Here is a 24,835-nt window from a genome sequence, read left to right as displayed (position 1 = left end):
CATGCCAGAAGTGATTGTTCACATGAGTGGCGGGGACCCCCTGTGGTTGAAGTGGGTGGTCCCGTTCATCTCCACTCTCGGCGGTGCATTGTTTGCTTTGGCGGTCAATTGGTTCTTGATGTATGTCGCGGAAAGAAGGCGAAGAATTGCATCGGGTAATTATGCCTTAATGGTGCTTGTACAACATGTTAACGACCTGCTAAACACCGAACGGCAAATTGCCTCGTGGCGAACGCCGGGGATCAGGGATCACGGATGGTTCACACAGAGGGCCTTGGTCGGGTTCTCGGAGGTTCCCAGCCTTCACATTGAGGATTTGGGGTGGCTGCTCGCAACAAAACACAGGAACCTTGTTGGGGAAGTAATTGCGGCGCGGAACGGATATAGAACTGTCGAAGGACTGATCACCCTCCGGACCAAGGTCAAGGCAAGGGTCGATGACCACTTGGAGGCATTCTTTTCTGCCAATAAAATCCGGCCAGACACTTATATTAGCCATGACCTGCTGATGAACGTCCTCACCCCCCGCGAGATTGCCGAACTTCAGACTGTCTTTGACGAAATTTTGGAGACAAACCAAACCGTGGTGATTTCCCAGTTCGACCTTGTGCATCGGCTATCCACGACCCTTAAGGGTATTTGGCCCAGGCAGTCATTCATACATTTTGACTCCATGGAGGCCCAGTTATCACGATTTGATCTTGTTTTTGAGGGAGGGCGAATCCTTCCGAAGGGGTGGCGGAGGGAACCGGTCCCCGTCGCGGTCAAATTCTGGTTCACCGTCTCCCTCCCCATTTCTGGTCAGTAGCAACCTGACCAGAGTTCAGCGGACGGTCACTCTGAATTAGGGTCGACCCCCAGATTCGGTACTTTCATGGCCTAGTGGTCGGGAATGGGGATCGGGGACGAGTCTAAGAGTGTTCGCCAATGAACGATTCGGGACCCATTTGGATTAGGCTTCAAAGCAGGAATGCCGGAAATTTGCCGGAAGTGCAAAGAGAATTGAATAAAAACATTGATAAAAAAGAATTTAAGTTAATTTCTAACGCCCCCGCCTCGGGGCGTTTCACTGTACGGGGATGTTCCGGATGGTCCGGTCCGACCGTTCCCGTCGGAGAAGGGCTGGATGATCGAACCGAAGGCCTTTCGGATCGCGGCCCTGGAGCCTCTTCCGGGTTCGCACCTTTTCCACGTCGTTGGCCAGGAATTGTGCGACCTCTCCGGTCTTCTTGTGAGCTTTCGGTGGACGTGAGGGGGCCTGAACGCTCACGAATTTTCAAGCTATTCTGCTGTTTCTAGACCCTGGGAGTTCACATGTCATTCGCCTTCCTCCTCCGCCAGGCAGCCGTGCCGGTGTTGGTGGTGGGTATGCCGTTGACGGCTCAAGCACCCAGGCGGGAGGAGCAGGTCGCCTCCCCCCTCCCCGTCCATTCCGCAGTCCCGAGCGATACGGAAGTGCCAGGGGTCATCAACTTCGCCCGGGTGTCCGACGCCTTGTGGCGTGGGGCGCAGCCCACGGCAGTGGGCTTCAGGAATCTGGAGAAGCAGGGGGCCAGGACCGTCATCAGCTTCAGACATGACCACGACGACTTCAAACTCCTCAAGGGGACCGGGCTGAAGTACCTCCGCTTTCCGTCCTTTTCCTTCATCCCGGCCGAGGAAAACATCGCCAAATTCCTTCGGGTCGTTCAGGACAAGGCAAACTGGCCGGTGTTCATTCATTGCGCCCAGGGAAGGGACCGCACAGGGTATAACGTGGCGGCCTACCGGATCATGGTCCACGGGTGGACGCCGGAGCAGGCCATCGAGGAAATGCACGCCTTCCAATTCAACAAGGTCTGGGTCTTCAATCCGGCCTTCGTGAAAAGCCTGAAGGCCGATGATCTCAAGGCCCGCGTTGACAAGGAGCCCCAGCCGGTCTTCATGGCCTGGGTGAAATAGGTATTCAGACAATCCTGGCGCTTGGGGGAATGCCCCTGAGGACCATGCCGAAACCTGCACGGGATTGAATTCGGGATAGCAGCCGAACAACCAGGTATACAATCCGTCCTATCCATCCCATCGGAGGCCCCATGCTCCATCGATCCTGGGTCGTACTCCTTCTCATGCTCGGCGCCGTCGCCGTGGCGGCCCCGCCCGCAGCGGTGGTGTTCCGGAACGTGCGGATCTTCGACGGCCGCAGCGCCTCCCTTTCGGCGCCCTCCCAGGTCCTGGTGCGCGGCAACCTGATCGAAAAGATCACCACCGCTCCCCTGGGCGCAGAAGAGATGGCCGGCGCCCAGGTGATCCAGGGCGGCGGCCGCACCCTCATGCCGGGCCTCATCGACGCCCACTGGCACGCGTGCCTCGCGCCCGTGCCCATGGCCATGATGGGCGCGGATCCCGGTTTCCTCTTCTCGGTGATCGGCAAGGAGGCCCGCGCCACCCTCATGCGGGGCTTCACCAGTGTGCGCGATGTTGGGGGCCCTGCCTTCGGCATCAAGCAGGCCATCGACGCGGGCATCATCGACGGGCCCCGCATCTGGCCCGCCGGCGCCCTGATCTCCCAGACCGGCGGCCACGGCGACTTCCGCATGCCCTACGAGGTCCCCCGGGCCCCCGGGGCGCCCCTGTCCCAGAGCGAGGTGAGCGGCATTTCGGCCCTCGCCGACAGCCCCGACCAGGTGCGGATCCGCGCCCGGGAGCAGCTCATGCGCGGCGCGGTGCTGCTCAAGCTCTGCGCGGGCGGCGGCGTCTCCTCCAACTACGATCCCCTGGACGTGGCCGAGTACACCGAAGCGGAAATCCACGCCGCGGTGGAGGCCGCGGACAACTGGGGCACCTACGTCACCGTCCACGCCTACACGCCCAAAGCCATCCAGACCGCCGTGCGTGCCGGAGTGCGATGCATCGAGCACGGCCAGCTCATGGATGAAGCCACCGCGAAGCTCCTGGCCGAAAAGGGCATCTGGCTCTGCCTGCAGCCCTTCCTGGACGACGAGGACGCGGCCGTCTATCCCCCCGGATCCGACAACGAAGCCAAGGAGAAGGCCATGCACCGCGGCACCGACGCCGCCTACGCCCTGGCCCGGAAGTACAAGGTCAAGACCTCGTGGGGCACCGACGTGCTCTTCGATCCCAGGCAAGCCGCCCGCCAGGGCGCGCAACTGGCCAAGCTGGTTCGCTGGTACACCCCCGCCGAAACCCTCGCCATGGCCACCAGCACCAACGCCGAGGTGCTGGCCCTCTCCGGCCCGCGCAACCCCTACCCGGGCCGCCTCGGAGTGGTGGAGCCCGGGGCCCTGGCCGACCTGCTGCTGGTGGACGGAAATCCCTTGGCCGACATCAACCTGGTGGCGGATCCCGACCACAAGTTCATGGTCATCATGAAGGGCGGCCGCATCCACAAGAACACGCTGCCCTAGCCAGGGTCCATGCAGGTCACTCGGATCGAAGGGCCACTGCGGGCTGGGTCCGGGCGGCGCGCAGGGCGGGGGTGAGCCCCGCCACCAGGCCCGTGAGTCCCAGCGCCAGGATCGCGGACGCGAGGATGGCCGGGTCCGCGGCCTCGACGCCCAGGAACTGGTGCTGCAGGATGCGCGACAGCCCCCAGGTCAGGGCGCCGCCCAGGGCCAGGCCCGAACCCAGGAGCAAGGCGACCCGGCGGAACACCAGTCCGAACAGCTGGACCGGCGTGGCGCCAAGCGCCATGCGGATGCCCCATTCCCGTTTCTGCCTCGCCGCGGCCTGGGCCAGCGTGCCGGCCAGGCCTACGCCGGCCAGGAGGGCGGCCAGCAATCCCGCCGTCAGTGTCTGCCCGCCAACCCTCCGCGGCTCCTCGCCTTCCCGGGCCGCCCGGGCCGCGAGGTTCTGGAATTCCCGGAAACGGGCGTTGCCGTTCGCCTGGTGAACCACCCGTTTCACGATGTCCTGGAGCGCGGCTGCCGGGGCGGAGCTGCGCACATAGACCGTGAGGTAGCCGGCGCCCTGGAGGGCAAGGGGCGTGTAGACCGCCGGGAGGGGTTCCCGGACCAGGCGGCTCATGCGGGCTTCCCCCACGACCCCCACCACCTCGAGGGCGGGGCCGTTCGCACCGCCCAGGTGGAGGGTCCGGCCCAGGGCCGGCGCCTCGCCCCAGCAGCGCCGGGCGAATTGGAAGCTCACCACGCATGCGCCCGTCTCCCGCTCTCCCACATTCCTGCCGGCCAGGAGGGGGATTCCCAGGGCCTGGAAATACTCCGGACTGACGGCATGCTGGCCGGCCTCCAGGCACCCCTGGCCTCCATCCGGCCAGACGTTGCCGCTGTGGCCCTGGTCGACCAGGGGCCGGGTGTTGGACATGGCGGCCGCCTGGATGCCGGACGTCTCCTTCAGGGACTGGAGCACCTGGCGCTGGAAGGCCAGGCCCCGGTCCACCCCGTCGCCGCCGCCCCCCAGCGTCACGATGGCCACGCTCAAATCGGTGAGACGGTATCCGGGATCGATGTTCCGCAGCCGCTCCAGGGCCCGGAGGCTCATGCCGGCGCCCACCAGCAGGGCGAAGGCCAGCGCGAACTGGATCACCGCGAGCCACCCCCGCAGGAAGGTGCTGCCCCTGGATGCCGAGGCCGTGCCTCCCTCCCGCAGGGCCTCGTGGAGATCCAGGCGGGATGCCCAGCGGATGGGGAGGAAGGCCGTGAGGAGCACCGCGGCCGCCAGGGCCCCGGCCATGAGCCCCAGGACCGGTCCTCCCAGGGCTTCGCCGGGCAGGGCATCCAGGGCTCGGAGGCCCGCCAGGAACCACCAGGCCAGAAGGCCGCCGAATCCGCACAGCACCGCCGCCTCCACCAGGATGGGCCGGCCCATGCCGAAGGTCCCGGCCCCGAACGCGGAGCGCAGGCCCCATTCCCGGGTGCGGTCGAGGTTCCGGGCCAGCATGAGGTGGGCAACGTTGGCGCAGGCCAGCAGCAGGATCAGCAGCCCCGAAAGGACGGTCATGGCCAGGGCCGGCGCCTGGCGAGCCCGCCAGTACGGGAGCAGGCCGCGGGCCTTGATCCCCCAGGAGCGGTCACCCCCGGGCCGGGCCGGCCCCAGGGTGGGCGCCAGACGGTCCAGTTCCAGTTGCAACGCGGCCAGGGAGGCCCCCTTGGCCAGTCGTCCGTAGACCCAGCAGCTCGGAACGGTCCGCCCCTGCTCCCCCGGGCGGAAGGCCAGCGGCTGGAACGCGACGGCATCGCCCAGGAAGAAGGGAAGGCGGCGCTGGGGCGCCAGGACCCCGATGATCTGGTGCGGGACGCCGTCCAGGACGAGGCTTCGGCCCACGGCGCCCGGGTCGCCGCCGAAGGCTCGCCGCCAGAACCGGTCGGTCAGGATGAGGACGGGGGCCGCGCCCCGGTGCGAATCGTCCGCGGTGAAGTCCCGGCCTTGGCCCAGCGGCATGCCGAGCACCCCGAAGAATCCCGCGCTGACCAGGGCCGTGCGCACCTGCCGGCTCCCTTCGGGGGTGTCCAGGTCGAGGGTGCTGTCCCTGCAGGCGGCGAGGTCCGCCAGGGAACGGACCTCCCTGTGCAGGTCCCCGAAATCCGGCGCGCTCAGGGGACGCAGGAAGGCCGCGCCCTCCGGACCTTCCCCGGAAAGGCAGACCACCCGCCCCGGCTCCCGGAACTGGAAGGGATGCCCCAGCAGGTCCCAGGCCGGGGCCAGGGCCGCGAGGGCGCCCGCCAAGCCGATGGCCAAGGTGAACACCGCCGCCGCGGCATACCCCGGCGCGCGCCGGAGGGACCGGAGAACCTGCCCAAGCTGTCGGAAGAGTTCGGTCACCACGTGCCCCCCGGGTCGAACGATGCGTTTTGAGGTGAACCCGGGGCATCGCCAATCCCATGCCAACATGGGAATCGTCCTCATATTAACAACTACGGGCAGCCCGCCGGCCGCGGGACGGGTTCCGCGTCCCGGATCCGGGATGGGCCGTCCCAGAACCAGAACCCAGGACGGTGCAACCGGATCCAGGATCGCGACCGGCCATGGGGGGATCACTCGTACGCCCGTCCGTTACCTTCTCTCGCTATGATCAAGTCATCCCATAACTGGAGCCTGGCCGTGCAGAGCTTTTCCGAGTCCGTGATACGTTTCGCCAAATCCCTGTTCGCCACCTTCCTGGGCCTGGTCATGGCCCTGGGGCTGAACAACTGGAACCAGGCCCGCATACAACGGCAGGCCGCCCAGGCGGCACTGGCGTCCGTGCTCCGGGAAACCGAAAGCAACCGGCAGGCACTTCACAAGCTGGCCCTGGCGAACCAGGATCTGCCCCGGAACCTCGGGCTGACCATCGCCGCCCTGGAGAGCCTCCAGGAAGCCCGGAGCAGCCACCGGCCCTGGGTCATGCCCCAGGCGTTCGGAGACCTTTCGATCCACCACACCGCAGGCAACCTGAAGAGTTCCGCCTGGGGCATGGCGCTGGCCGACCAGTCGGTGCAGCTCTTTCCCAAGGCCCAGGCCGAGGACCTGGCCAACTTCTACCAGCAACTGGGCCGCCTGCAGGCCTTCCTGGACCAGCCCGTGGACTACACGCCCATCTCCGCCCTGGGGGGAATCACCACCGCCGAGGGCGCAAGGCGCCGGCTGGAGCGGTTCAGCCCCGCGGAACTGGAACGGATCCTCTGGAACCTTCGCGAGCTCAAGGTGCGCTTCGAGCTGGCCGCCATGTGGGCCGAAGGGGTGGGCGAGGTCTCGTTGCCGAAGGGCGCTTCGGCGAACCCCAGCAAGTCCTGATCAGGCCTCGCCTGTCCACCGCACCGCAACCAGTGTGAGGTCGTCCTGGCGGGGCGCCCCCTCCAGGAACCGGTCCAGGGCAGCCCGGCAGGCCGCAAGCAGCTCCGGCAGGGGCAGATGGAAGGATTGGCCCAGGGCAGCGGCGGCCCGGCCGACTCCGAACTCCTCCTCGTCCTTCGTCCCCTCGGTCCAGCCGTCGGTGTAGAGGAGAAGGGTCTGTCCGGGACCGAAGGCCAGGTCCTGGCGGGGAAAGACGGAATCGGGAAAGAGCCCGAGGGGGAGGCCGCCGCCCGCCACGGGCCGCACGCCCTGGGCGTCCGCCAACAGGGGCTGGGTGTGGCCGGCGTTGGCCAGTTCCGCCTCGCCATCGGAAGCGAGGCGGAGGGCGGCCAGGGTCGCATAGCTGGTGGTGAGGGTGGCCTGGGCGAAGAGCCCGTTGGCCTGGGCCAGCAGGTCCGGCAGCGGCTGGCCCGCGGGGGCCAGGGCCCGGAACAGGGCATGGAGGTGGGCCTGCAGGAGGGACGCGGCCACGCCCTTGCCGGCCACGTCGCCCAGGAGGAGGTGAAGCGGGTCCCCCGGCCGCAGCGGACGGATGAGGTCCACGTGGTCGCCCGAAACGGCGCCCTTGGGTTCCCAGAGGTGGGCCACCTCCCAGCCACCGCAGCGGGTGAAGGGGGCGGGGAGGAGGGCGCGCTGGACACGGCCGGCCGTCTCCAGGTCCCGCTCCAGGGCACGGCGGGCTTCGGGGGTGAGGCACTCCAGGCACACCTGCAGGAGCGGGTCCTGGGCCAGCTGGTCAGGGGCGACGGGTTGCCGGCACACGCAGCAGGTGCCCCACCGGCCGGTTTCCAGGGCGCCGATGGCGCCGTCCACCCGGCGGAGCAGGTCCGCCAGCCGCTCCTCGTGGGCCGCGGAGGCCAGGTTGGCCAGGTGGTCCCGGCCGGCGGTGAGGCGGTCCAGCAGCAGGGTCTCGGTGGGCGTCATGGTAACCTCCTCGCGCTTTCGTGGCGGTTAAGATAATTCCCGGACAATAACCTGTCAAGGGTCGTTTATGGGTTATATTGGGGGCATGGACGCCCTCCTGGAAACGCCCTCCTTTGCCCTGTCCGCCGGTTTCCTCTGCCTGGATTTCGCCAACACCTGGCCGGATCGGGGGCGGGAGGAGGGCGACCAGCTCCCGTCCATGGACCACGTGGCCGCCTTCGCGCGGCAGGCCGGCCTGGTGGACGATGCCTGGGAGGAGGCCCTGGCCCGGTGGGTAGGGGAGGATCCCGGGGCCGCCCGGGCGGCCCTGGCCCGGGTGCGGGAGGTGCGGGAGGCCATCTTCGGGCTCTGTTCGGAAAGCGCGGCGGGGCGGCCGGCACGGCCGGGCGACCTCCGGGTCTTCAACCGGGCCTTGGCGGAAGCCCTGGGCCACCTCCGGCTTGAACCCACGGTGGACGGATTCCGGTGGGGCTGGGAAGGGACCGCCCTGGACGCTCCGTTGTGGCCCATTGTTCGCTCGGCGGCAGACCTGCTGGCCTCGGAGGACCGGGGGCGGATCCGGGAATGCGCGGGCCCCACATGCACCTGGCTGTTCATGGACCGGAGCCGGGCGGGCACCCGGCGCTGGTGTTCCATGAGCAGCTGCGGCAACCGGGCCAAGGCCCGGCGCCACTACCACCGCAACGCGGGGGGCGGCGCCCTGCCGGAGGGGTGACGAAGGCGAAGGAGGCTTCGCGGTGCGAGACCGCCGTCAGTCGACGCCGACGATGACGTTCGAGGCCTTGATGATGGCGTGGGCCGTGTCGCCGGCCTTGAGCCCCATGCCCTCGGCCGAGGCCTTGGTGATGGTGGAGACGATCTCCACCCCGGGGCTGAGCTCGATGACGATCTCCGATTCCACGGCGCCGTGGTTCACCTTGGTGATGCGGCCGGTCAGGACGTTGCGGGCGCTGAGTTTCATGACCACCTCCGCGGGGCGGCCGCCCCGAGGGTCCGATTATGCACCGGGAGGGTCCTCGATGGGCACCACCTGGATGGCGCTGGCCTTGATGAGGGCATGCACCTTCTGGCCCGGGGCCAGGTCCAGGTCATGGGCGGCCCAGGTGGTGATGAGGGCGTGCAGGGGGAAGCCCGCGTCCAGGTCCACCCGTGTGAGGGCGCCCAGGGTCCCCAGGCCGGTGACGGTGGCGGCGAGGCGGTTGCGCTGGGTCATCAGGCCGTGGGGGCCGCGTTCCAGGGACACGCCCTCGCCCCGGATGCAGGCGTAGGCCTCCCGGGTGGCGCCGCCCGGGTCCGGGGCGAACAGTTCCACGGACCCCGCCGCCAGGCGCAGGAGGCCCTCCTGGGTGCCGGTCACCCGGGCCCGCACCACGGCTCCGACCTGGTCGCCCGGGACGCCGCCGGCGCTCGCGAGGACGGCGGCGGGGGCGCCGTCCCGCACGATGCGGCCCCCGTCCATGAGGAGTATGCGGTCGCCCAGGGCCAGGGCCTCCACCGGGTCATGGGTCACCAGGACGGCGGGAACGTCAAGGGCGCGCAGGATCTGCCGGAGGTTGTGGCGGAGGAGCTCCGCGGCGGGGCGGTCCAGGGAGGCGAAGGGTTCGTCCAGCAGGACCAGGCGGGGCCGGGGCGCCAGGGCGCGCGCCAGGGCAACGCGCTGCTTCTGCCCCCCGGAGAGTTCGCGGGAGCGCCGGCCCTCGAGGCCCTGGAGGCCCATGAGCTCCACCAGTTCCTCCACGCGCCGCCGGCATTCCTCCCGGGGGCGGCCCAGGAGCCCATAGGCGATGTTGCCCGCCACGGTGAGGTGGGGAAAGAGCACCGAGTCCTGGAAGACGTACCCGATGCCCCGTCGCGCAGGGGCGACGAAGGGGCCCGGGCCGAACCAGGTCTCGCCCCCGGCGCGGATGGAGCCGTCGTCGGGGGTCTCGAGCCCGGCCAGGCAGCGCAGGAGGGTGGTCTTGCCGCAGCCCGAAGGGCCGAAGAGCACGGTGAGGCTGAACCGGCCCAGCTCCAGTTCCAGGTCGCCATGGATGGCGGGGCCCTGGGGGAAGGCCCGGGTGAAGGACGCCGTCAGGCCCATGGGCGCTCCCGGGAGCGGAGCCAGGCGGTGCCCGAGAGCACCGCCAGGGCGAAGGCCAGGAGGAAGAGCGCGGTGCGGTTGGCGCCGGCCATGTCGAAGGCCTGCACCTGGTCGAAGAGGGCGATGGAGGCGGTGCGCGTCGTCCCGGGCAGGTTGCCGCCCACCATCAGCACGACCCCGAATTCCCCGATGGCGTGGGCGAAGCTGAGGATCAGGGCCGAGAGCAGCCCGCGCCAGGCCAGGGGCAGGGCCACCCGGAGGTAGACGCCCAGGGGGCGGGAGCCCAGGGTCGAGGCCACCTCCAGGAGCCGCCGGTCCACGCCCCCGAGGGAGGCCACCAGGGGCTGCAGGAAGAACGGCATGTTGGTGACGGCCTGGGCCAGGAGCAGCCCCTGGAAACTGAAGACCAGCCGCGCGCCGGTGAGGTGCTCCCAGGCCGCGCCGATGGGGCTGCGGGGTCCCAGGGCGACGATGATGTAGAAGCCCAGCACCGTGGGGGGGAGGATGAGGGGCAGGGAGGTGAGGGCCTCCAGGATCACCTTGCCCCGGAAGCGCCCCAGGGCCAGGGGCCACGCCAGCAGGATGCCGATGGGCAGCAGCAGCCCCACGGAGCAGGCCGCAAGTCGAAAGCTCAGGCGGATGGCTTCCCAGTCCATGTCAGGGGGTTCCGGTGGGGTTGGGCATCGCGGGGCGGCCGGACAAGGAGACTCCAGGGATCGATGTCTGTTATCGCATACATCGACCAGAAGGAGAACCCCCGGGCCTCAGGCGCGGATGGGCTCCAGCAGGCGGATCTCCGCGGTGGCCACCAGGGCCTTCTGGCGCCCGCGGGAGGCGGCGAACGCGGGCGTGCCCAGGTGGGACTCCAGGTCGCCTTGGCTTGCCCAGGTTTCCAGGAAGGCCAGGGTGGCGGGATCGGCGGGGTCCCGGTGCAGGTCGTAGCGCAGGCAGCCCACCTCCAGGCGCGTGGGGACCACCATGGACGCGAGTTCCTGGGCCAGCGCGGCCTCGCGGCCGGGGAGGGCGGTGACCAGGGCGAGGACAACCACGGGGCCGGCGCCATCGGGGCCGGGATCCCCCAGGGGTTCCAGGGTACGCACGTCGCGGTTGGCGACGAGTCCGGCCGAGGCCGCGCGCCAGGCCTGGATGTGGGGGCTTGCGCGGTGCGCCTCCAGGCCCGCGGGGCTTTCCCAGGTTTCCAGGAAGGCGATCCCGGCGGGATGGCGGAAGAGGTCGTAGCGCAGGCAGCCCGGCTCGGCGCGGGTGGGATCCACCATCCGCGCGGCTTCGGCCTCCAGGTCGGCCTGGCGGCCGGGATGCGCGGTGAATGTGGCGGCGATTACGACCTGGGGCATGGGATTCTCCAGGTTCAACGATACCCTTTCGAGGCTACTGGGCGGTGATCCCCGAGACGGCGATGGTAATGGGCGCCAGGGTGCCGTCGGCGAGCAGGACTTTGCAACGGGCGGCGTCGGGCGTGAGGGTGGCCGCTGCGCCGGGGGCGAGGCCGGGGTGGAGGTCCAGGGCCAGGCGCAGGAGGGCCTTGTCCAGGGCCTTGGGGGCCGACGTGCCCTTCTCGGCGACGGTGGCGGCGAGGACGGGGCCGGTGACCTTGGCCTTGAGGATGGGCGCGCCCGGGCCCAGGTCGAAGGCGGTGCCGTTGGCCACATAGGTGCCGGCGGCGTCCGCGGCGTTCACGTTGTGCCAGGAGGCCGCGGTGCCGCCCAGGGTGAAGGCCGCCGTGACCCCGCAGCCGGTGGCGCCGGCGGGGCCCCACAGCTCGAGCACCAGGTGGCCCGGGGTGCTGAGGGAGGCGTTCTTCTTCAGGAGGTAGGAGGTGGCGACGGGATCGGCGTAGGCCAGGGAGGTGGCGGTGGCGGGGGCCTTGGAGCCGCCGCCCCCCCCGCAGGCGAGGAGGGTGCCGAGAAGGACCGGAAGGAGGATGCGCGTGTTCATGGGTGCCTCGGCGTTCACTGCAACTGGGTGAGAAGGGTGTCCAGGTCGGTGCCGTCCACGGTGCCGCTGCCCTTGAAGTTGGCGGAACTGGCGGCGTCCTTGCCCCACTGGCCGGCGAAGACCAGCAGGTCGCACAGGCCCAGGGCGCCGTCGCCGTCCAGGTCCAGGCCCTTGACCGTGACCAGGGCGGTGGCCTTGGCGGTTGGGTCGAGCTTATGGGTGGCGGTGAGGGTGTAGGTGGTGGTGGCCAGGGGTACGGTGGCGGGCACGGTGACCGTGGAGGCCAGGCCCGCGTCGGCGTGGGAGGCGGGGGCCGTGAGGGTCCAGTCCACGCCCAGGCCCAGGTCGCCGGTGGCGGTGAAGGTGGCGGTGCCGCCCGGGCGCAGGGTGGCCGCGGGCGGCGCCACGGCCAGGGCGACCGAGGCCAGGTCCACCACCCGCACGGTGGCGGAGGCGGACCGGGAGGGTGCGCCGCTGCTGGTGGCGGTGACCGTGTAGGTGCCCGCCGCGGCCGAGGACCAGGTCGCGGAGGTGCCGTCGTGGGCGCTGAAGGCGCCGCCGGTGGCGGTCCAGGTCACCGACGCGTCCGTGAGGGGGGTGACGGTGGAGGTGAAGGTCACGCCCTGGCCAAGGCTCGCGGTGGGGGTCAGGGGCGCCAGGCCCACGGCGACGTCCCCGGGGGCCACCAGGGTCAGGGTCGTGCTGGCCGCGGTGCCGTCGGTCTCCACGGGGGTGGCGGTGACGGTGCAGGTGCCCGGGGCGGCGCCCGCGGTGAAGAGGGTGGCGGTGCCGTCCCCGGGGGTCCGGGCGACGCTGAAGGTGCCGAAGGCCGGGGTCACGGTCCAGTCCACCCGGTTGTCGGCGGAAAAGCCCGTGACCGAGGCGGAAAAGGTGGCCTGGCCGCCCGTGGCGAGGGTGCGGGGGCCCTGGGCCAGGGACGCCTTGGCGCCGGCGCCCAGGGTGAGGGTGACGTCGTCGACCGCGAAGATCGTGCCGGTGTCGGTGATGCCGGGCTGCGTGGATTCGATGCGCAGCCGCACGGTCTGACCCTTCCACGCGTCAAGGCTGAAGGGCCCGCAGGGAACCCACACGACCTTGCCCGTGCCGTCCACGGCGGCCGAACCGTTGTCCAGGGTCTTCAGGGTGGCCAGGGTGTTGCCCGCGGTGTCGAGGACCATCACCTTGAAGACGTTGGTTCCGGCCGCGGCCGGGGTTTTCGGCTTGTTGGCGATGCCCACCCAGAAGCCCAGCTCCATGGATCCGGTGGACGGGAGCGGGATGTCCTGCATGGCGAAGTCCGTGCAGGGCGTGGCCCAGTCCCCGATGCAGAGCCATTTGGAACCGCCGTGGGGAGCCACTTCCGCGTAATCGGTGGGGCCGAGCACGACGCCGTCGTTGAAGAGCGTCCAGCCGCTGTTGCCCGCCTCGAAGTCGCCGTTGAACAGGCGCAGGACGGTCAGCGTCGCGGGGGCGCTTTCGGCGGTGCCCCGGGAGCCGGTCACGCGCACCTTGATGCTGGACTGGTCATCGGCGAGGGAGGCGGGGGCGAGGGTGTAGGTGGGGCTGTCGGTGCCGACGGCCGTGCCGTTGCGGGTCCACTGGAAGCTCAGCGGCCCCATGCCCGTGGCTCCGGCCACGAAGGTGGCGGACCCGCCGATCTTGGCGGACCTGGAAGCGGGCTGGGGCGAGATGACCGGCGTGGCGCCGGCGTCCTGGACGAGGTCCACCCCCCAGACGTTTCCGGTGATGGCGCCGTCCCTGGAAACCCCCTCATGGACCAGCACCGCCTGGGGGAAGGCCAGGCCCGCCTTGGAGGCGGTAACGGTCGTGGCGCCCGGGGCGATCCCCTTCAGGGCGTAGATCCCCGTGGAGCCGGTGAGGCTCGTGAGGGCGCCGTCGGTGACCGTCACGCCGGCCACGGGTTTGCCGGAACCGTCCGTGATCCGCCCGCTGAGGATCTCGCCGGTGCCCGCGGGGAACACGTTGTAGGTCACGAGGTCGATCAGGTTGAAGGCGTAGGTGGTGCCGATGTCCGGAAGGTTGTACCAGGCGTCCTGGCTCCCGCCCCAGCCTAGGTTCAGGTGGTGGTAGGGGACGCCAGCCTCGAACCCGTACCCGTCGCAGACGATGCTGTGGCCGCCCTTGCCCTCGATGCCGAGGAGCACGGGGTAGCCCGCGTCCAGGTTGGGCTGGACCATCTGGGCCAGGCCGTTGCCGGTCATCTCCAGGAGGTCGGCGCCGTTCCAGCGGTAGCCGCTGATGGCGTTGGCGTACTTGAAGGTGTCACGCAGGGCGTTGTCGATGAGCAGGGCGTTGGCGCCGGACCCGTCGCTGGCGTAGGCCATGTTCACCGACAGTCCTGCGTCGTAGGTCAGGGAGCCGATCATCTGCCGTTCGGCGTCCGGGGTGGCGCTGGTGGGCTTCAGGGGCATGGAGGCCCAGCCGTAGGGGCCGCCCTTGCCGTCTCCGCCCCGGGTGGACAAGGTCTGGGAGACGGTATCCACGGTGACCTTGAAGGGGGTGACGCCGATGCCGGCGGTGGGCCACTGGTGGAAGCGCATGAGCTGGGCCATGGAGGTGGCCACGCATCCGCAGACGTAGGCCGACGGCGTGAAATAGTTGAAGGTGTTCTTGCCGCCGGCGGTGGATTGGTTCCAGGTGCTGGTCACCAGGGGCGCCACCCGCAGGTCGGAGACGCTGCCCACGGACGACATGAGGGCGTCGTCGGTGCCCAGGAGGGCCTTCCACCGGGCCTGGGCCTTGTGGGCGGCCGCCTCCACGGCGCCGGGTCCCTTGGCGTCGCGGGCCTTGACCATGACGTCCAGCCGCCTGCGGAGATCCTTCGACAGAAGGAGGTAGAGGTGGTTCTCGGGGTCGGGGTCCAGGCTGCCCTGGGCGGCGAAGGCGATGACCGGCTCCAGCGTGTCGTCCGGGGCCAGGACGAGGAATCCTCCGCCGTCCAGCTTCACCTGGTGGTAGAGGACCCGGCCGTCGGTGTCCGTCCGGCTTTCGATGGCGGTGAAACTCTGCTGCAGCGGGGTCTCCAGGGGCCTGCGGGTGCGCTGCAGCCAGGCTCCGGCGGCGATGCCGGCCTGGGTCGCGGTGACCGGGGCCGCCAGCGCCGCGGTGCCCGCCGCGAGGAGAAGTCCCAGGGCCGTGAACCGGGAACGGGGGGGCAGCAGTCGCATGGGTCCTCCAGGGCACTTCGCGTGGCGTCAGGGGGAATCCGGAAACCCGGGGGCTCCCGTCTTCGTTCGCGGGTGGATGCGGACGAAGACGATTCCGCCCACCCGGCGGGAACCATGGTCGCGCCTCCCGCGCGCCGCTCGAAGTTAATTTAAGTTAAGTGCTGAGGTGGGTTTCAGAACTCCAGCTCCACTTTTTCCTCCACCGCGGCTCCCGGTTCACCCAGGGTGCCGACCCGGAGGTGGAGGACGATGCCCGAAAGGGATTCGGGACGGATGCGGGCGTCCCGGCCGTTGAAGGCGGCCACGGTCCTCCCTGCGCGATCCTTGACGAGGTAGCGGATGGCCTTGAGGGTGCGGGGCCGCTCCATGGGGTCCAGGACGAGACCGCTCCTCCAGGTGCGGAGCAGGGGCCGGGCCGGGTCCTCCCAGGCCTCCTGGCCGTTGAAGGTGACCACCCGGAGCCCGGGGTTCTCCACGACGAAGGCCAGTTCCACCCGGAGGGGCAGGGCCAGGCCGGCGGCGACGGCCCGGGGCGCGTCCACCCGCAAGGTGACGTCCAGCGCGCGCCGGGCCGGGGCGGCCAGGACCGGGAGGGTGGCCAGGAGAATGGGGAGGAGGCGCACGGGGGGGGGATCCGGGAGCTACTTCTTCTTCCGGGGCGGAACGGCCTTCTGTCGCTCCGTGTCGGCCTTTTCCGTGGCGCTGGAGAGCACCACGATGGAGATGCGGCGGTTCTGGGGATCCTTGGGGTCCTTGTCCTCCAGGGGCTGGGTGGCCGCGTAGCCGGTGACGCGCTGCACCTGGCCCGGGCGCAGGCCCGAGGATTCCAGGACGCGCCGGGCGGAGTTGGCGCGGTCGGCGCTCAGCTCCCAGTTGGTGTAGGCCTGGTTGGGGTACTGCACGGCGTCGGTGTGGCCTCCGATGAGGATGTGGTTCGGGAGCTTGCCCAGCTCCTGGGCGATTTCCTTGAGGATGGCCAGGGTGTAGGGCTTGAGGGTGGCCGAGCCGGAATCGAAGAGCACCTGGGAGGCGCGGTCCTGCACCTGGATGCGCAGGCCCTCGGCGGTGAACTCGAAGGTGATCTGGTTGGAGAAGGCCTGGAGGAGCTTGTCCTCCCGGAAGGCCTTGTCGATGGTCTGGGCCGTCTCCTCCATGGTCTTGCGTTCCTTCTCCCCGTCGTCGTCCTCGAGGACCACGGTCTCGGGGCCGCTGCCCCCGTCCCCGGTGCCTTCCTTCATGCCGCGGCCGCCGGGAAGGATGCCGGACTTCTCCAGCTTGTACGCCTCCATGATGGCCTTGCCCTTCTCGGTGTTGAAGAAGTTGGGATCCTGGAAGCTGCCGGCGATGCCGGCCTTGGTGTTGGAGGAGGCGCTGGCCAGGAGCCACATGAGGAGGAAGAAGGCCATGAGGGCGGTGACCAGGTCGGCGTAGGCCACCTTCCAGGCGCCGCCGTGGGCGGCGGCGTGACCGCCCTTCTTCTTGACGAACTTGATTTTGACTTCGGGCTGCTGCTCGGCCATCTGGGGTTACCGGGGCTTGATCTGGCGGACCACTTCTTCCAGTTCCTGGGAGCCGGGGCGCTCGGGGGTGGGGATGTTGCGGCGGGCGAACTCCACGGCGGTCACGGGAGCCGCGCCGTTGCCGAAGGCCACCAGGCCCGCGCGCAGGGCGTTGAAGAAGGCGCCCTCGGAGGCAAGCACCTGGTCGATGTTCTTGGCAAGGGGCTGGAAGACGCCGTAGGCCAGGAAGATGCCCAGGAAGGTGCCCACCAGGGCCGAGCCGACCTTGCCGCCGATGACGTTGGGGGGCTGGTCCAGGAAGCCCATGGTGATCACCACGCCCATGACGCAGGCGCAGATGCCGAAGGCCGGGAACCCGTCGGCCATGACGCCCACGGCGGCGCCCGGGGCGGCGGACTCGGCGTGATGCACGTCAAGATCCATGTCCATGACCTGGTCGATCTCGTCGATCTTGGCTGAACCATTAATAAGGAGCTTCATGGAATCGCAGAAGAAATCCATGGCGTGGTGGTCGTGCATCACGGCGGGGTATTTCTTGAAGATGTTGGAACTGTGGGGGTCGTTCACGTCCTGCTCCAGGGCGAGCAGGCCGCCCTTCTTGATGTTCACGTAGACCTCGTACTGGAGCATCAGGGATTCCATGTATACGGCCTTGGTGTATTTGCTGCCTTTGATGGGTTTACTGAGGTTACCCACGACGGATTTGATGGTGTTCATGGTGTTGCCGGCCAGGAAGGCGCCCACCGCCGCCCCGAAGAGGATGGTGCCTTCGGCGGGCAGCGGCTCGAGGAGGACATGAATCTTTCCTCCTTCCATGAGATAGCCGGCCAGGACGGCCCCGATCACCACCACCAGACCAATTATGAAAAACATGTACAAAGCTCCCACTTCGTGTTTCGGAAACCCGAGCCGCGACCTTAAATCTAGCTTAGAAAGGTCCCCGCTCTGCCAAGATGAAATACATAATATCGGGCCCTGTGGATGCCCCTGGGTCCGACGGAGCAACCCAACATGACCAGACGCAGACCTTTCCAGTCCTTCGGGGAGGATTCCCCCGTGTTCTTCCAGGGTTGGCATCCCTTCTCCACCGATGCCCTCGCGGCCGCCTTCGCGGGCGCGGGAGGCGTGGGGGTGATCCGCATGCCGGCCTTCCCGGATACCGAGGCCCTGATCAAGCGCTTGAACGAATTGCGCCAGGGCGGGGAACTGGGCCTGGACTTCCGGGGCGTCCTGGGGGACGTCTCCACCCGCATGGAAACCGCCGCCCAGAACCTGGCCGCCTTCGTCATGCACGGATCCGAGCTCCTCCCCGAGCGCCTGGAGGCCCTGCGGGCCTGGGGGCTGCCGCGGGTGGTGGAAGTGCGGGACGAGGACGAGGCCGTGCGGGCCGAGGCGGAGGGGGCCGCCGCCCTTCTCGCGGCCGAAGGGGAAGGCCTTTCCGAACGCCTCCGCCGGATGATCCGTTCCACGAACCTCCCCTGCTTCGCCCCCGCGGGCGCCGAGGGGGAAGCCCGGGCCCTGCTCACCGAGGGCGCCGCCGGCCTGCAGTTGCGGACCCCCGCCCTCCTGCGGGAAGGGGCGGCCGATTTCCTGGCCTCCTTCCGCAAGCGCCTGGCCGAGGTCCTGGGCGAGCCCGCCCTGGAGAAGCTGGTGGACCACCCCGCCCCCGAACTGCCGCGCCTGCGCATCCGGAACCTGGACATCCCCTATCCGGTCATCCAGGGGGGCATGGGCATCGGCGTGAGCTGGGACCGCCTGGCGGGCAACGTGGCCCGCTGCGGCTGCGTGGGCATCGTCTCGGCCATCGGCACCGGCTACCGGTACCCCGAGACCGGGGCCCAGGTGCAGGGCCGGCCCCTGAAGGCGGAGAACCTCAACAGCACCCCCGCCCTCAAGCGGATCCTGCGCAGCGCCCTGGACATCGCCGGCGGCCACGGGGCCGTGGGTGTGAACATCCTTTGCGCCATCAACGAATATGAACGCGTGGTCCGGGACTCGGTGGAGGCCGGGGCCCAGCTCATCATCTCCGGGGCGGGCCTTCCCCTGGCCCTTCCCGAGTACGTGGGCGACGCGGACGTGGCCCTGGTGCCCATCGTGTCGTCGGCCCGGGCCCTGAAGCTCATCTGCAAGACCTGGCAGCGCAAGTTCAACCGGCTCCCCGACGCCGTCGTGCTGGAAGGCCCGGAATCCGGCGGCCACCAGGGCTTCTCGCTGGAACAGTGCGCCGATCCGGCCTACAGCCTCGATTCCCTCCTGGCCTCGGTCGTGGAGGAGCGGGACCAGTGGGGCGACTTCCCCGTCATCGCCGCCGGCGGCGTGTGGGACCGGGAGGACATCGACCGCCTCATGGCGCTGGGCGCCGGCGGGGTCCAGATGGCCACGCGGTTCATCGGCACCTTCGAGTGCGACGCCCATCTCAACTTCAAGGGCGTGATCCTCAAGGCCGACAAGGACACCATCGCGCTCCACGGTTCCCCCGTGGGCATGCCGGCCCGGGGCGTCAAGACCGCCCTCCACCGCCGCATCGCCGAGGGGGTGGCCCCCCGCATCCGGTGCATCAGCAACTGCGTGTCCCCCTGCGAACACGGCAAGGGCGCCGAGCGGGTGGGGTACTGCATCGCCGACAGCCTCGGGGACGCCTGGGGCGGCGACACGGAATCCGGGCTCTTCTTCACCGGGAGCAACGGCTGGAAGCTCAATGAGCTGGTCCACGTCCGGGACCTCATCGGCGAGATCACCCAGGACTACGGGCTCACGCGCCTCCAGGCATAGACTGTAGGCTCGGAGGCGGGCCATGGCAGCTGAAGTGGTCGTCGTGGGCAACGTCGGCATCGATACGAACGTGTACCTCCCGGGCCGGGACATCGACTTCAAGGTCGAGGCCAACTTCACCCTGGACCTGGACTACGTGGGGCAGGCGGGGGGCTACACCTCCCGCGGCTACGCCCGGCTGGGGCTGGCCACGGCCTTCATCGGGTGCGTGGGCGACGACTTCAGCGGGCGCTTCATCCGCGAGGAGCTGGCCGGGGACGGCATCGACCTGCGGGGGCTCTTCCTGGACCCCGAGGGCACCAGCCGCAGCGTGAACCTCATGGGCCTGGACGGCCGGCGCAAGAACTTCTACGACGGCAAGGGGCACATGCGCCTGCGCCCGGACCTGGCGCTGTGCCGCTCGATCCTCCGGGGGGCCCGTCTGGCCCACGTGCACCTTCCCAATTGGGCCCGGGAGCTGCTTCCCGTCGCCCGGGCCGAGGGGCTTACGGTGGCCTGCGACCTGCAGGACGTGGTGGACCTGGACGACCCCAACCGCCAGGACTTCATCGACGGGTCCGACATCCTCTTCCTGTCCGCGGCCAACCACCGGAGCCCCGGACCCCTCATGCGCAGGCTCCTGGCCCGGAACCCGCGGCAGATCGTCGTGGCCGGCATGGGGGCGCGGGGCTGCGCCCTGGGCGCGGCCGGGAAGGTGAGGTATTTCCCGCCGGTGGCCTCAGGCATTCCGGTGGTCGACACCAACGGCGCCGGGGACGGCCTGGCGGTGGGGTTCCTGGTGAGCCGCGTGCTGGAGGGGCGGTCCCTGGAGGAATCCATCGTCCGGGGCCAGATCGTGGCCCGCCACACCTGCGGCCAGAAGGCCTGCTCCAGTGCGCTCATCACGCGGGACGGGCTGGAGCGGGCCTTCCGGGCGCTTTGATCACCAGATGCGGATGCAGTCGGCCGGGGAGCGCCACATGGCCTGGCCTTCCTTCACCCCGAAGGCCTTGTGGAACTCCGGAATGTTGGAGAGGGGGCCGATCACCCGCCACTTGGCGGGGGAGTGCACGTCGCTGAGCAGCCGGGTCCGCAACACCTCTTCGTGCTGCTGGGTCATCCAGCCCAGGGCGTAGCCCAGGAAGTAGCGCTGCATGGGGGTCAGGCCGCCGATCTTCTCGCCCTTGCGGAACTGCTCGGTCTTCTTGAATGCGTCGATGCCCAGGAGGATCCCGCCGAAGTCGGCGATGTTCTCGCCCAGGCTGGCCTTGCCGTTGATGTGCAGGCCCGGCAGGGGCTCGTAGGCGTCGAACTGGCGGATCATGCCCGCGGCCCGGGCGTTGAACTTCTCCCCGTCCTCCTTCGTCCACCAGTCGGAGAGGTTGCCCTTGGCGTCGAACTGGCGGCCCTGGTCATCGAAGCCGTGGGTGATCTCGTGGCCGATGGTGGAGCCACCGGTGTAGCCGTACACCAGGGCGTCATCCAGGTCCGCGTCGGCCGCGCCGGGGACCATCATCTGGGCGGCGGGGAGCACGATCTCGTTGTTGGAGGGATTGTAGTAGGCGTTGTAGGTCTGGGGGGTCATGTGCCATTCGGTGCGGTCCACGGGCTTGCCGTACTTGGACAGCATGTCCGCGTAGCGCCAGCGGGAGGCGTTCATCATGTTGGTGCAGTAGGCGTCCCGGGCGACCGTCAGGGACGAGAAGTCCTTCCATTTGTCGGGATAGCCCACCTTGGGGGTGATGCCGGCCAGCTTGGCCTGGGCCTTGGCCTTGGTGGCCGGGCTCATCCAGTCCAGGCGGTCGATGCGTTCCTTGTAGGCCTCGCGGATCCGCTCGACCATGGTCTCGTAGCGCTGCTTGGCCGCCGGCGTGAAGTAGGCCTTCACGAACAGCTTGCCCAGGAGCATGCCCATGGCCCGCTCCTGGGCGTCCAGGACGCGCTTCCAGCGGTCCCGGGGCTGGCGCTGGCCGGAAAGGGCCTGACCGTAGAACTTGAAGTGCTCCTCCTGGAAGGCCTTGCCCAGGTAGTCGGAATACGTGTCCACGAGGCGCAGGCGCAGGTAGTCCTGGAGGACCTCCACGGGGGTGGCGGCCAGCAGGGTCTCCAGCGCCCCGAAGAACTCGGGCTGGCCGACGACGACGGTGGCCGGGCTGAGGTTCCAATCCTTGAAGCGGTCGGCCCAGATGATGGAGGGCGTGCGCGAGGCGGTGAGCTCGGCCGGGGTCATCTTGTTGTAGTTCTTCTCGGGGTCCCGGAGGTCCTCGAGCTTGCGGGAGGTCTTGGCCAGCGCGGTCTCGAAGGCCATGACGCGGATGGCGGCGTCTCCGGACTTCTCGCGGCCCAGGAGGTGGAGGGTGCGGTCCAGGTGGGTGAGGTAGGCCTCCCGGATCTTCGCGACGCCCTTCTCGGGGTTGAAGTAGAAGTCCCGCTCGGGCAGCCCGAGGCCGTCCTGGTAGAGATGGAGGGTCATCTCCTCGCTGTTCTTCTCGTCCTGGTCCACGGAAACGGCGAAGAGGGCGCCGGTGCGCAGCGGGCTCCAGGCGAAGGCCAGGTTCGCGGCGTCCCGGGCGGTGCGGATGGCGTCCACCTTGGCCAGCTCGGCCTGGAGCGGCTGGAGGCCCTGGCGCTCGATGCGGGCCTCATCCATGGCCGCCGCCCAGAAATCCCCGACCTTCCGTCCATCGGCGTCGGCGGGATGGGCCGCGGCCTCCTGGTTGATCCGGCGGAGGTTGGCGTAGGTCTGCTCCCGCAGGACCTTGCCGATGCCCCAGGCGGATTCCGAGGGGGGGATGGGGTTGCGCTTGAGCCAGCCGCCCACGGCGTAGGTGAAGAAGTCCGCGCCCGGGTTCACGGTGGTGTCCATGACCCCGGCCAGATAGTCGGCCTTGGGGGCGGGGGGCGGCGCCGCCACGGCGCAGGCGGTGAACGCGCAAAGCGCGGCCAGATGTCGGGGGAAGGTCATGGGCAGCTCCATGTCTATGGGTCGATCCTACCGGGTTCCGGGCCGGATGGGGGCCCTTCCATGCGGTACGCCAGCAGGCAGGCATCCTTGCGGCCCGGAAGGGGGATCCGGAAGGTGGGCGCCCGGCCGGGCACCTCGAAGGTGTTGCTCACGAACAGGGTTCCCGGCCGCATTTCGCCCCGGGCCTTCTCCCACAGTCCGGGCATGGGGGCCGGGCTGAGGAAGGCGTAGACCACCTCGAAGCCCGAGAGGTCCTGGTTCCAGAGGCTGCCCCAGTGCACCCGGCAGTTGCCGCGCACGGGCAGGGTGCGGAGCCAGGCCACGGCGAAGGTGAGGGGCGAGGCCTCCACCCCCAGGAAGAAGCCGTCGGGGCGCCTCCGGGCCAGGAAGGCCAGGGGCCCGCCCAGGCCCGCGCCGAGGTCGGCCAGGCGCGTGAGCCCCGGAGGGCACAGGGAGAGGAGCGCCTCCCAAGCCGCCCGGTTGGAGTTGTACAGGGGGACCCGGGTGAGGATCCCTCCGCCATAGACCAGGAGAAGCGCGGCCAGGGCCGCCGGCCACACCCAGGTGGGCGGCATGTGGCGGAGCAGCAGGTCCAGGAGGTAGGGGAAGAACAGGAGCCCCGGCACCCACCGGGCCCCCAGGCCCAACCCCAGGCCGGAACCCGCGGCCAGGATGCCCATGAGCAGGACCGCCGGCCGCCCCTGGAGGGCGGCCGGCAGCAGGCCCGCGCGGGCCACCGCCAGGAGCAGCACATAGGCTGCCGCCAGGGCAAGGACCGCCCTGAGGATGGGGGACCGGGAACGCATCCCTGGATTATGGCTCAGGCCGTCAGAAAGCGTATCCGGCCGGTGACGCCCGCTTCCCATTCACGGCCGTCCGTCCTGGCGAAACCGCCCAGGTTAACCTTCGGCGAGGGGGTCAGCGTGGTCTGGAAGCCGCCGACCCAGGTGCGGCCGTCGGTGGAGAGGGTTCCCCCCACCGAACCGCGGGGACCGGTGTGGGTCAGCCCCACCTGGCCCCGGAAGGGGGGGGTGGTGAAGGAGAAGTCGAGGGCACCGCCGGAGCCGCGCACGGTGGCGAGCTCCTCGGGGGTCAGAACGGGCAGGGGAGTACTGGGGCCGTAGGCCATGGATAGTCCTCTCTAAAAGGGTTTGAAAGCCTCCCGGATGCGGGAGTGCCTTCATTGAACCGGGAATCCGGGGGGCTGCCAAGTGGGAAAATTCATAAAATCGATATGGTTTTTTCCCAATCCTTTCATGGCCTCACAGGTATCCTGGAACTATGGCATGCACCGGCCGCTTCGCTCCGTCCCCCACCGGGGAACTCCACCTCGGCAACCTCCGCACGGCCCTGGCCTCGTGGCTGTCCGCCCGGGCCGGGGGCGGGCGTTGGCTCATCCGCATGGAGGACGTGGACACCGCGCGGTGCCGGTCCACCCTGGGGGAGGCGCAGCTGCGGGACCTGGCGGCCCTCGGCCTGGAGAGTGACGGGCCCGTCCTCTGGCAGTCCCGGCGCGGGGGCGCCTACCAGGACGCCCTGAGGCGGCTCTTCGGGGCGGGGCTGCTCTATCCCTGCGTCTGCACCCGGAAGGACCTGGCCGCCATGGCCTCGGCGCCCCACCTGGACGAGGGCCTCCGGCCCTACCCGGGCACCTGCCGCCACCGGCCCCTGCCGTTCCTGAGACCCGACGCCCTGCGCTTCCGGGCGCCGGCGGGGGCCGTGGCCTGGGACGACCTCCTGCTGGGGCCGCAGCGGGACGACCCCGCCTCCCTCACCGGGGATCCCCTCCTTCATCGGCGTGACGGGTGCTACGCGTACCACCTGGCGGTGGTGGTGGACGACGGCGGCCAGGGCGTGACCGAGATCGTCCGCGGGCAGGACCTGCGCGGGGTCACCGCCACCCACATCCGGCTCCAGGAGGCCCTGGGGCTCCCGCGCCCCGCGTACGGACACCTGGGCCTGGTGACCGCCCCCGACGGGTCCCGGCTGGGCAAGCGCGACGGGGCCCTGGGCCTGGCGCTGCTGGCCCACCGGGGGGTGGACGCCTCGGGGGTGCTGGGGTGGCTGGGGTGGAGCCTGGGATGCCTGGAGCGGCCGGAGCCGGCGCGGCTGGAGGACCTGCTGCCGGGGTTCAGCTGGGCCAAGGTGCCCGCGGGGCCGGTGGCCGTGCCGGCCGAATGGGTCTAGGGTACGCGCAAAAGCCCGGCCGAAGCCGGGCTGTTGCGGAACCGGGCCCGAAGGCCTAGGCCAGCGCGTTGACCTTGAGGGTCAGGCGGCTCTTGTAGCGGTTGGCGGCGTTCTTGTGCAGCACGCCCTTGCGGCAGGCCTTGTCGACCACGCCCAGGGTCTTGGGCAGGAGCGTGGTGGCTTCGGCCTTGTTGCCGGTCGCGACCGCCGTGAGGAACCGCTTGATGGCGGACTTCATGGTGGAACGGTTGGCGCGGTTGCGCAGACGAGCTTCCACGTCGTGGGCGGCTTTCTTGGCGGCGGACTTGTGATTGGCCATGAATCCTGACTCCTGGATACCTGATAATTCGACCCGCAGGGCGTACGAACGAACTTGATGTCGCCCATGGAGGCGAAGAATCATCATACCTCCACCAGCCCTCAATTCAAGGGGAAAGACCTGCACAAAGGGCAAAGTTGGGGCTTCCCGCCAGCC

The 24,835-nt window shown here is 69.4% G+C and carries 23 protein-coding genes; 8 read left to right on the top strand and 15 right to left on the bottom strand.

Features of this window, described 5'->3' with window-relative positions; translation table 11 throughout:
- Position 1: 1 nt before the first annotated feature.
- The 3 genes from ACZ5LB_RS11660 (at position 2) to ACZ5LB_RS11650 (ending at position 3,404) form a co-directional block, all read left to right on the top strand.
- Positions 2–808, top strand: a complete 807-nt coding sequence (locus ACZ5LB_RS11660) for a hypothetical protein (protein WP_464602393.1) — start codon at positions 2–4, stop codon at positions 806–808.
- A 506-nt stretch (positions 809–1,314) separates the two neighbouring features.
- Positions 1,315–1,941 carry a fused DSP-PTPase phosphatase/NAD kinase-like protein gene (locus ACZ5LB_RS11655; RefSeq protein WP_464602392.1) on the top strand — a complete coding sequence of 209 codons (627 nt, stop codon included), beginning with the start codon at positions 1,315–1,317 and terminating at the stop codon, positions 1,939–1,941.
- A 131-nt stretch (positions 1,942–2,072) separates the two neighbouring features.
- Positions 2,073–3,404: a metal-dependent hydrolase family protein gene (locus ACZ5LB_RS11650; protein ID WP_464602391.1), complete on the top strand. Its 1,332-nt coding sequence runs from the start codon at positions 2,073–2,075 to the stop codon at positions 3,402–3,404.
- Between the two features lie 16 nt (positions 3,405–3,420).
- On the opposite strand, the gene ACZ5LB_RS11645 is transcribed toward ACZ5LB_RS11650, so the two are convergent.
- A complete protein-coding gene (locus ACZ5LB_RS11645) occupies positions 3,421–5,778 on the bottom strand; it encodes an ABC transporter permease (RefSeq protein ID WP_464602390.1) in 2,358 nt (785 codons plus the stop codon).
- Between the two features lie 279 nt (positions 5,779–6,057).
- On the opposite strand from ACZ5LB_RS11645, the gene ACZ5LB_RS11640 reads away from it, so the two are divergent.
- Positions 6,058–6,729 carry a hypothetical protein gene (locus ACZ5LB_RS11640; protein ID WP_464602389.1) on the top strand — a complete coding sequence of 224 codons (672 nt, stop codon included), beginning with the start codon at positions 6,058–6,060 and terminating at the stop codon, positions 6,727–6,729.
- On the opposite strand, the gene ACZ5LB_RS11635 is transcribed toward ACZ5LB_RS11640, so the two are convergent.
- Positions 6,730–7,713 (bottom strand): PP2C family protein-serine/threonine phosphatase, encoded by a 984-nt coding sequence (locus tag ACZ5LB_RS11635; protein ID WP_464602388.1) that lies wholly within the window; start codon positions 7,711–7,713, stop codon positions 6,730–6,732.
- A gap of 85 nt (positions 7,714–7,798) precedes the next feature.
- Between ACZ5LB_RS11635 and ACZ5LB_RS11630 the strand changes: the two genes are divergently transcribed.
- Positions 7,799–8,428 carry a CGNR zinc finger domain-containing protein gene (locus ACZ5LB_RS11630; protein ID WP_464602387.1) on the top strand — a complete coding sequence of 210 codons (630 nt, stop codon included), beginning with the start codon at positions 7,799–7,801 and terminating at the stop codon, positions 8,426–8,428.
- Positions 8,429–8,464: 36 nt separating this feature from the next.
- Here the strand turns inward: ACZ5LB_RS11630 and ACZ5LB_RS11625 are convergent, their stop codons facing one another.
- The 9 genes from ACZ5LB_RS11625 to motA all read right to left on the bottom strand — a co-directional run bounded on the left by ACZ5LB_RS11625 (position 8,465) and on the right by motA (position 17,330).
- Entirely contained in the window at positions 8,465–8,674 is a 210-nt protein-coding gene (locus ACZ5LB_RS11625; RefSeq protein ID WP_464602386.1) for a TOBE domain-containing protein, read from the bottom strand.
- 36 nt (positions 8,675–8,710) lie between these two features.
- Positions 8,711–9,793, bottom strand: a complete 1,083-nt coding sequence (locus ACZ5LB_RS11620; RefSeq protein WP_464602385.1) for a molybdenum ABC transporter ATP-binding protein — start codon at positions 9,791–9,793, stop codon at positions 8,711–8,713.
- Positions 9,784–10,449: a molybdate ABC transporter permease subunit gene (gene modB / locus ACZ5LB_RS11615; RefSeq protein WP_464602384.1), complete on the bottom strand. Its 666-nt coding sequence runs from the start codon at positions 10,447–10,449 to the stop codon at positions 9,784–9,786. Before modB ends, ACZ5LB_RS11620 begins: the two co-directional genes overlap by 10 nt.
- A 108-nt stretch (positions 10,450–10,557) precedes the next feature.
- Positions 10,558–11,148: a putative quinol monooxygenase gene (locus ACZ5LB_RS11610; protein ID WP_464602383.1), complete on the bottom strand. Its 591-nt coding sequence runs from the start codon at positions 11,146–11,148 to the stop codon at positions 10,558–10,560.
- Positions 11,149–11,182: 34 nt separating this feature from the next.
- Positions 11,183–11,749, bottom strand: coding sequence for a hypothetical protein (locus ACZ5LB_RS11605; protein ID WP_464602382.1), 567 nt, complete (start codon positions 11,747–11,749; stop codon positions 11,183–11,185).
- Between the two features lie 14 nt (positions 11,750–11,763).
- Complete coding sequence (locus ACZ5LB_RS11600) at positions 11,764–14,937, bottom strand: C10 family peptidase (RefSeq protein ID WP_464602381.1); 3,174 nt, start codon at positions 14,935–14,937, stop codon at positions 11,764–11,766.
- A gap of 173 nt (positions 14,938–15,110) precedes the next feature.
- Positions 15,111–15,560: a hypothetical protein gene (locus ACZ5LB_RS11595; protein ID WP_464602380.1), complete on the bottom strand. Its 450-nt coding sequence runs from the start codon at positions 15,558–15,560 to the stop codon at positions 15,111–15,113.
- An 18-nt stretch (positions 15,561–15,578) separates the two neighbouring features.
- On the bottom strand, positions 15,579–16,457 hold the full coding sequence (locus ACZ5LB_RS11590) for a flagellar motor protein MotB (protein WP_464602379.1): 879 nt from the start codon (positions 16,455–16,457) through the stop codon (positions 15,579–15,581).
- Positions 16,458–16,463: 6 nt separating this feature from the next.
- Complete coding sequence (gene motA, locus ACZ5LB_RS11585) at positions 16,464–17,330, bottom strand: flagellar motor stator protein MotA (RefSeq protein WP_464602378.1); 867 nt, start codon at positions 17,328–17,330, stop codon at positions 16,464–16,466.
- A 138-nt stretch (positions 17,331–17,468) separates the two neighbouring features.
- On the opposite strand from motA, the gene ACZ5LB_RS11580 reads away from it, so the two are divergent.
- Together ACZ5LB_RS11580 and ACZ5LB_RS11575 are read left to right on the top strand one after the other, a co-directional pair.
- The gene (locus ACZ5LB_RS11580) at positions 17,469–19,229 is read left to right on the top strand and encodes an NAD(P)H-dependent flavin oxidoreductase (protein WP_464602377.1); all 1,761 of its coding nucleotides are present in this window, start codon (positions 17,469–17,471) and stop codon (positions 19,227–19,229) included.
- A gap of 22 nt (positions 19,230–19,251) precedes the next feature.
- On the top strand, positions 19,252–20,151 hold the full coding sequence (locus ACZ5LB_RS11575; RefSeq protein WP_464602376.1) for a carbohydrate kinase family protein: 900 nt from the start codon (positions 19,252–19,254) through the stop codon (positions 20,149–20,151).
- Here ACZ5LB_RS11575 and ACZ5LB_RS11570 read toward each other — a convergent pair whose 3' ends face one another.
- The 3 genes from ACZ5LB_RS11570 to ACZ5LB_RS11560 are packed head-to-tail and all read right to left on the bottom strand — an operon-like array spanning position 20,152 to position 23,302.
- Positions 20,152–22,173 carry a M13 family metallopeptidase gene (locus tag ACZ5LB_RS11570; RefSeq protein WP_464602375.1) on the bottom strand — a complete coding sequence of 674 codons (2,022 nt, stop codon included), beginning with the start codon at positions 22,171–22,173 and terminating at the stop codon, positions 20,152–20,154.
- Positions 22,174–22,187: 14 nt separating this feature from the next.
- Positions 22,188–22,979, bottom strand: coding sequence for a class I SAM-dependent methyltransferase (locus ACZ5LB_RS11565; RefSeq protein WP_464602374.1), 792 nt, complete (start codon positions 22,977–22,979; stop codon positions 22,188–22,190).
- 14 nt (positions 22,980–22,993) lie between these two features.
- A complete protein-coding gene (locus ACZ5LB_RS11560) occupies positions 22,994–23,302 on the bottom strand; it encodes a hypothetical protein (RefSeq protein WP_464602373.1) in 309 nt (102 codons plus the stop codon).
- A gap of 152 nt (positions 23,303–23,454) precedes the next feature.
- Here ACZ5LB_RS11560 and gluQRS point away from each other — a divergent pair, with 152 nt between their 5' ends.
- Positions 23,455–24,360, top strand: a complete 906-nt coding sequence (gluQRS, locus tag ACZ5LB_RS11555; RefSeq protein WP_464602372.1) for a tRNA glutamyl-Q(34) synthetase GluQRS — start codon at positions 23,455–23,457, stop codon at positions 24,358–24,360.
- Between the two features lie 55 nt (positions 24,361–24,415).
- On the opposite strand, the gene rpsT is transcribed toward gluQRS, so the two are convergent.
- Positions 24,416–24,679 carry a 30S ribosomal protein S20 gene (gene rpsT, locus ACZ5LB_RS11550; protein WP_464602371.1) on the bottom strand — a complete coding sequence of 88 codons (264 nt, stop codon included), beginning with the start codon at positions 24,677–24,679 and terminating at the stop codon, positions 24,416–24,418.
- Positions 24,680–24,835 lie beyond the last annotated feature (156 nt).

It is taken from the genome of Mesoterricola sp. MK458, from assembly GCF_055384935.1.
Note: the sequence above shows the minus strand (reverse complement) of the source record. Positions and strands in the feature narration are given on the sequence as shown.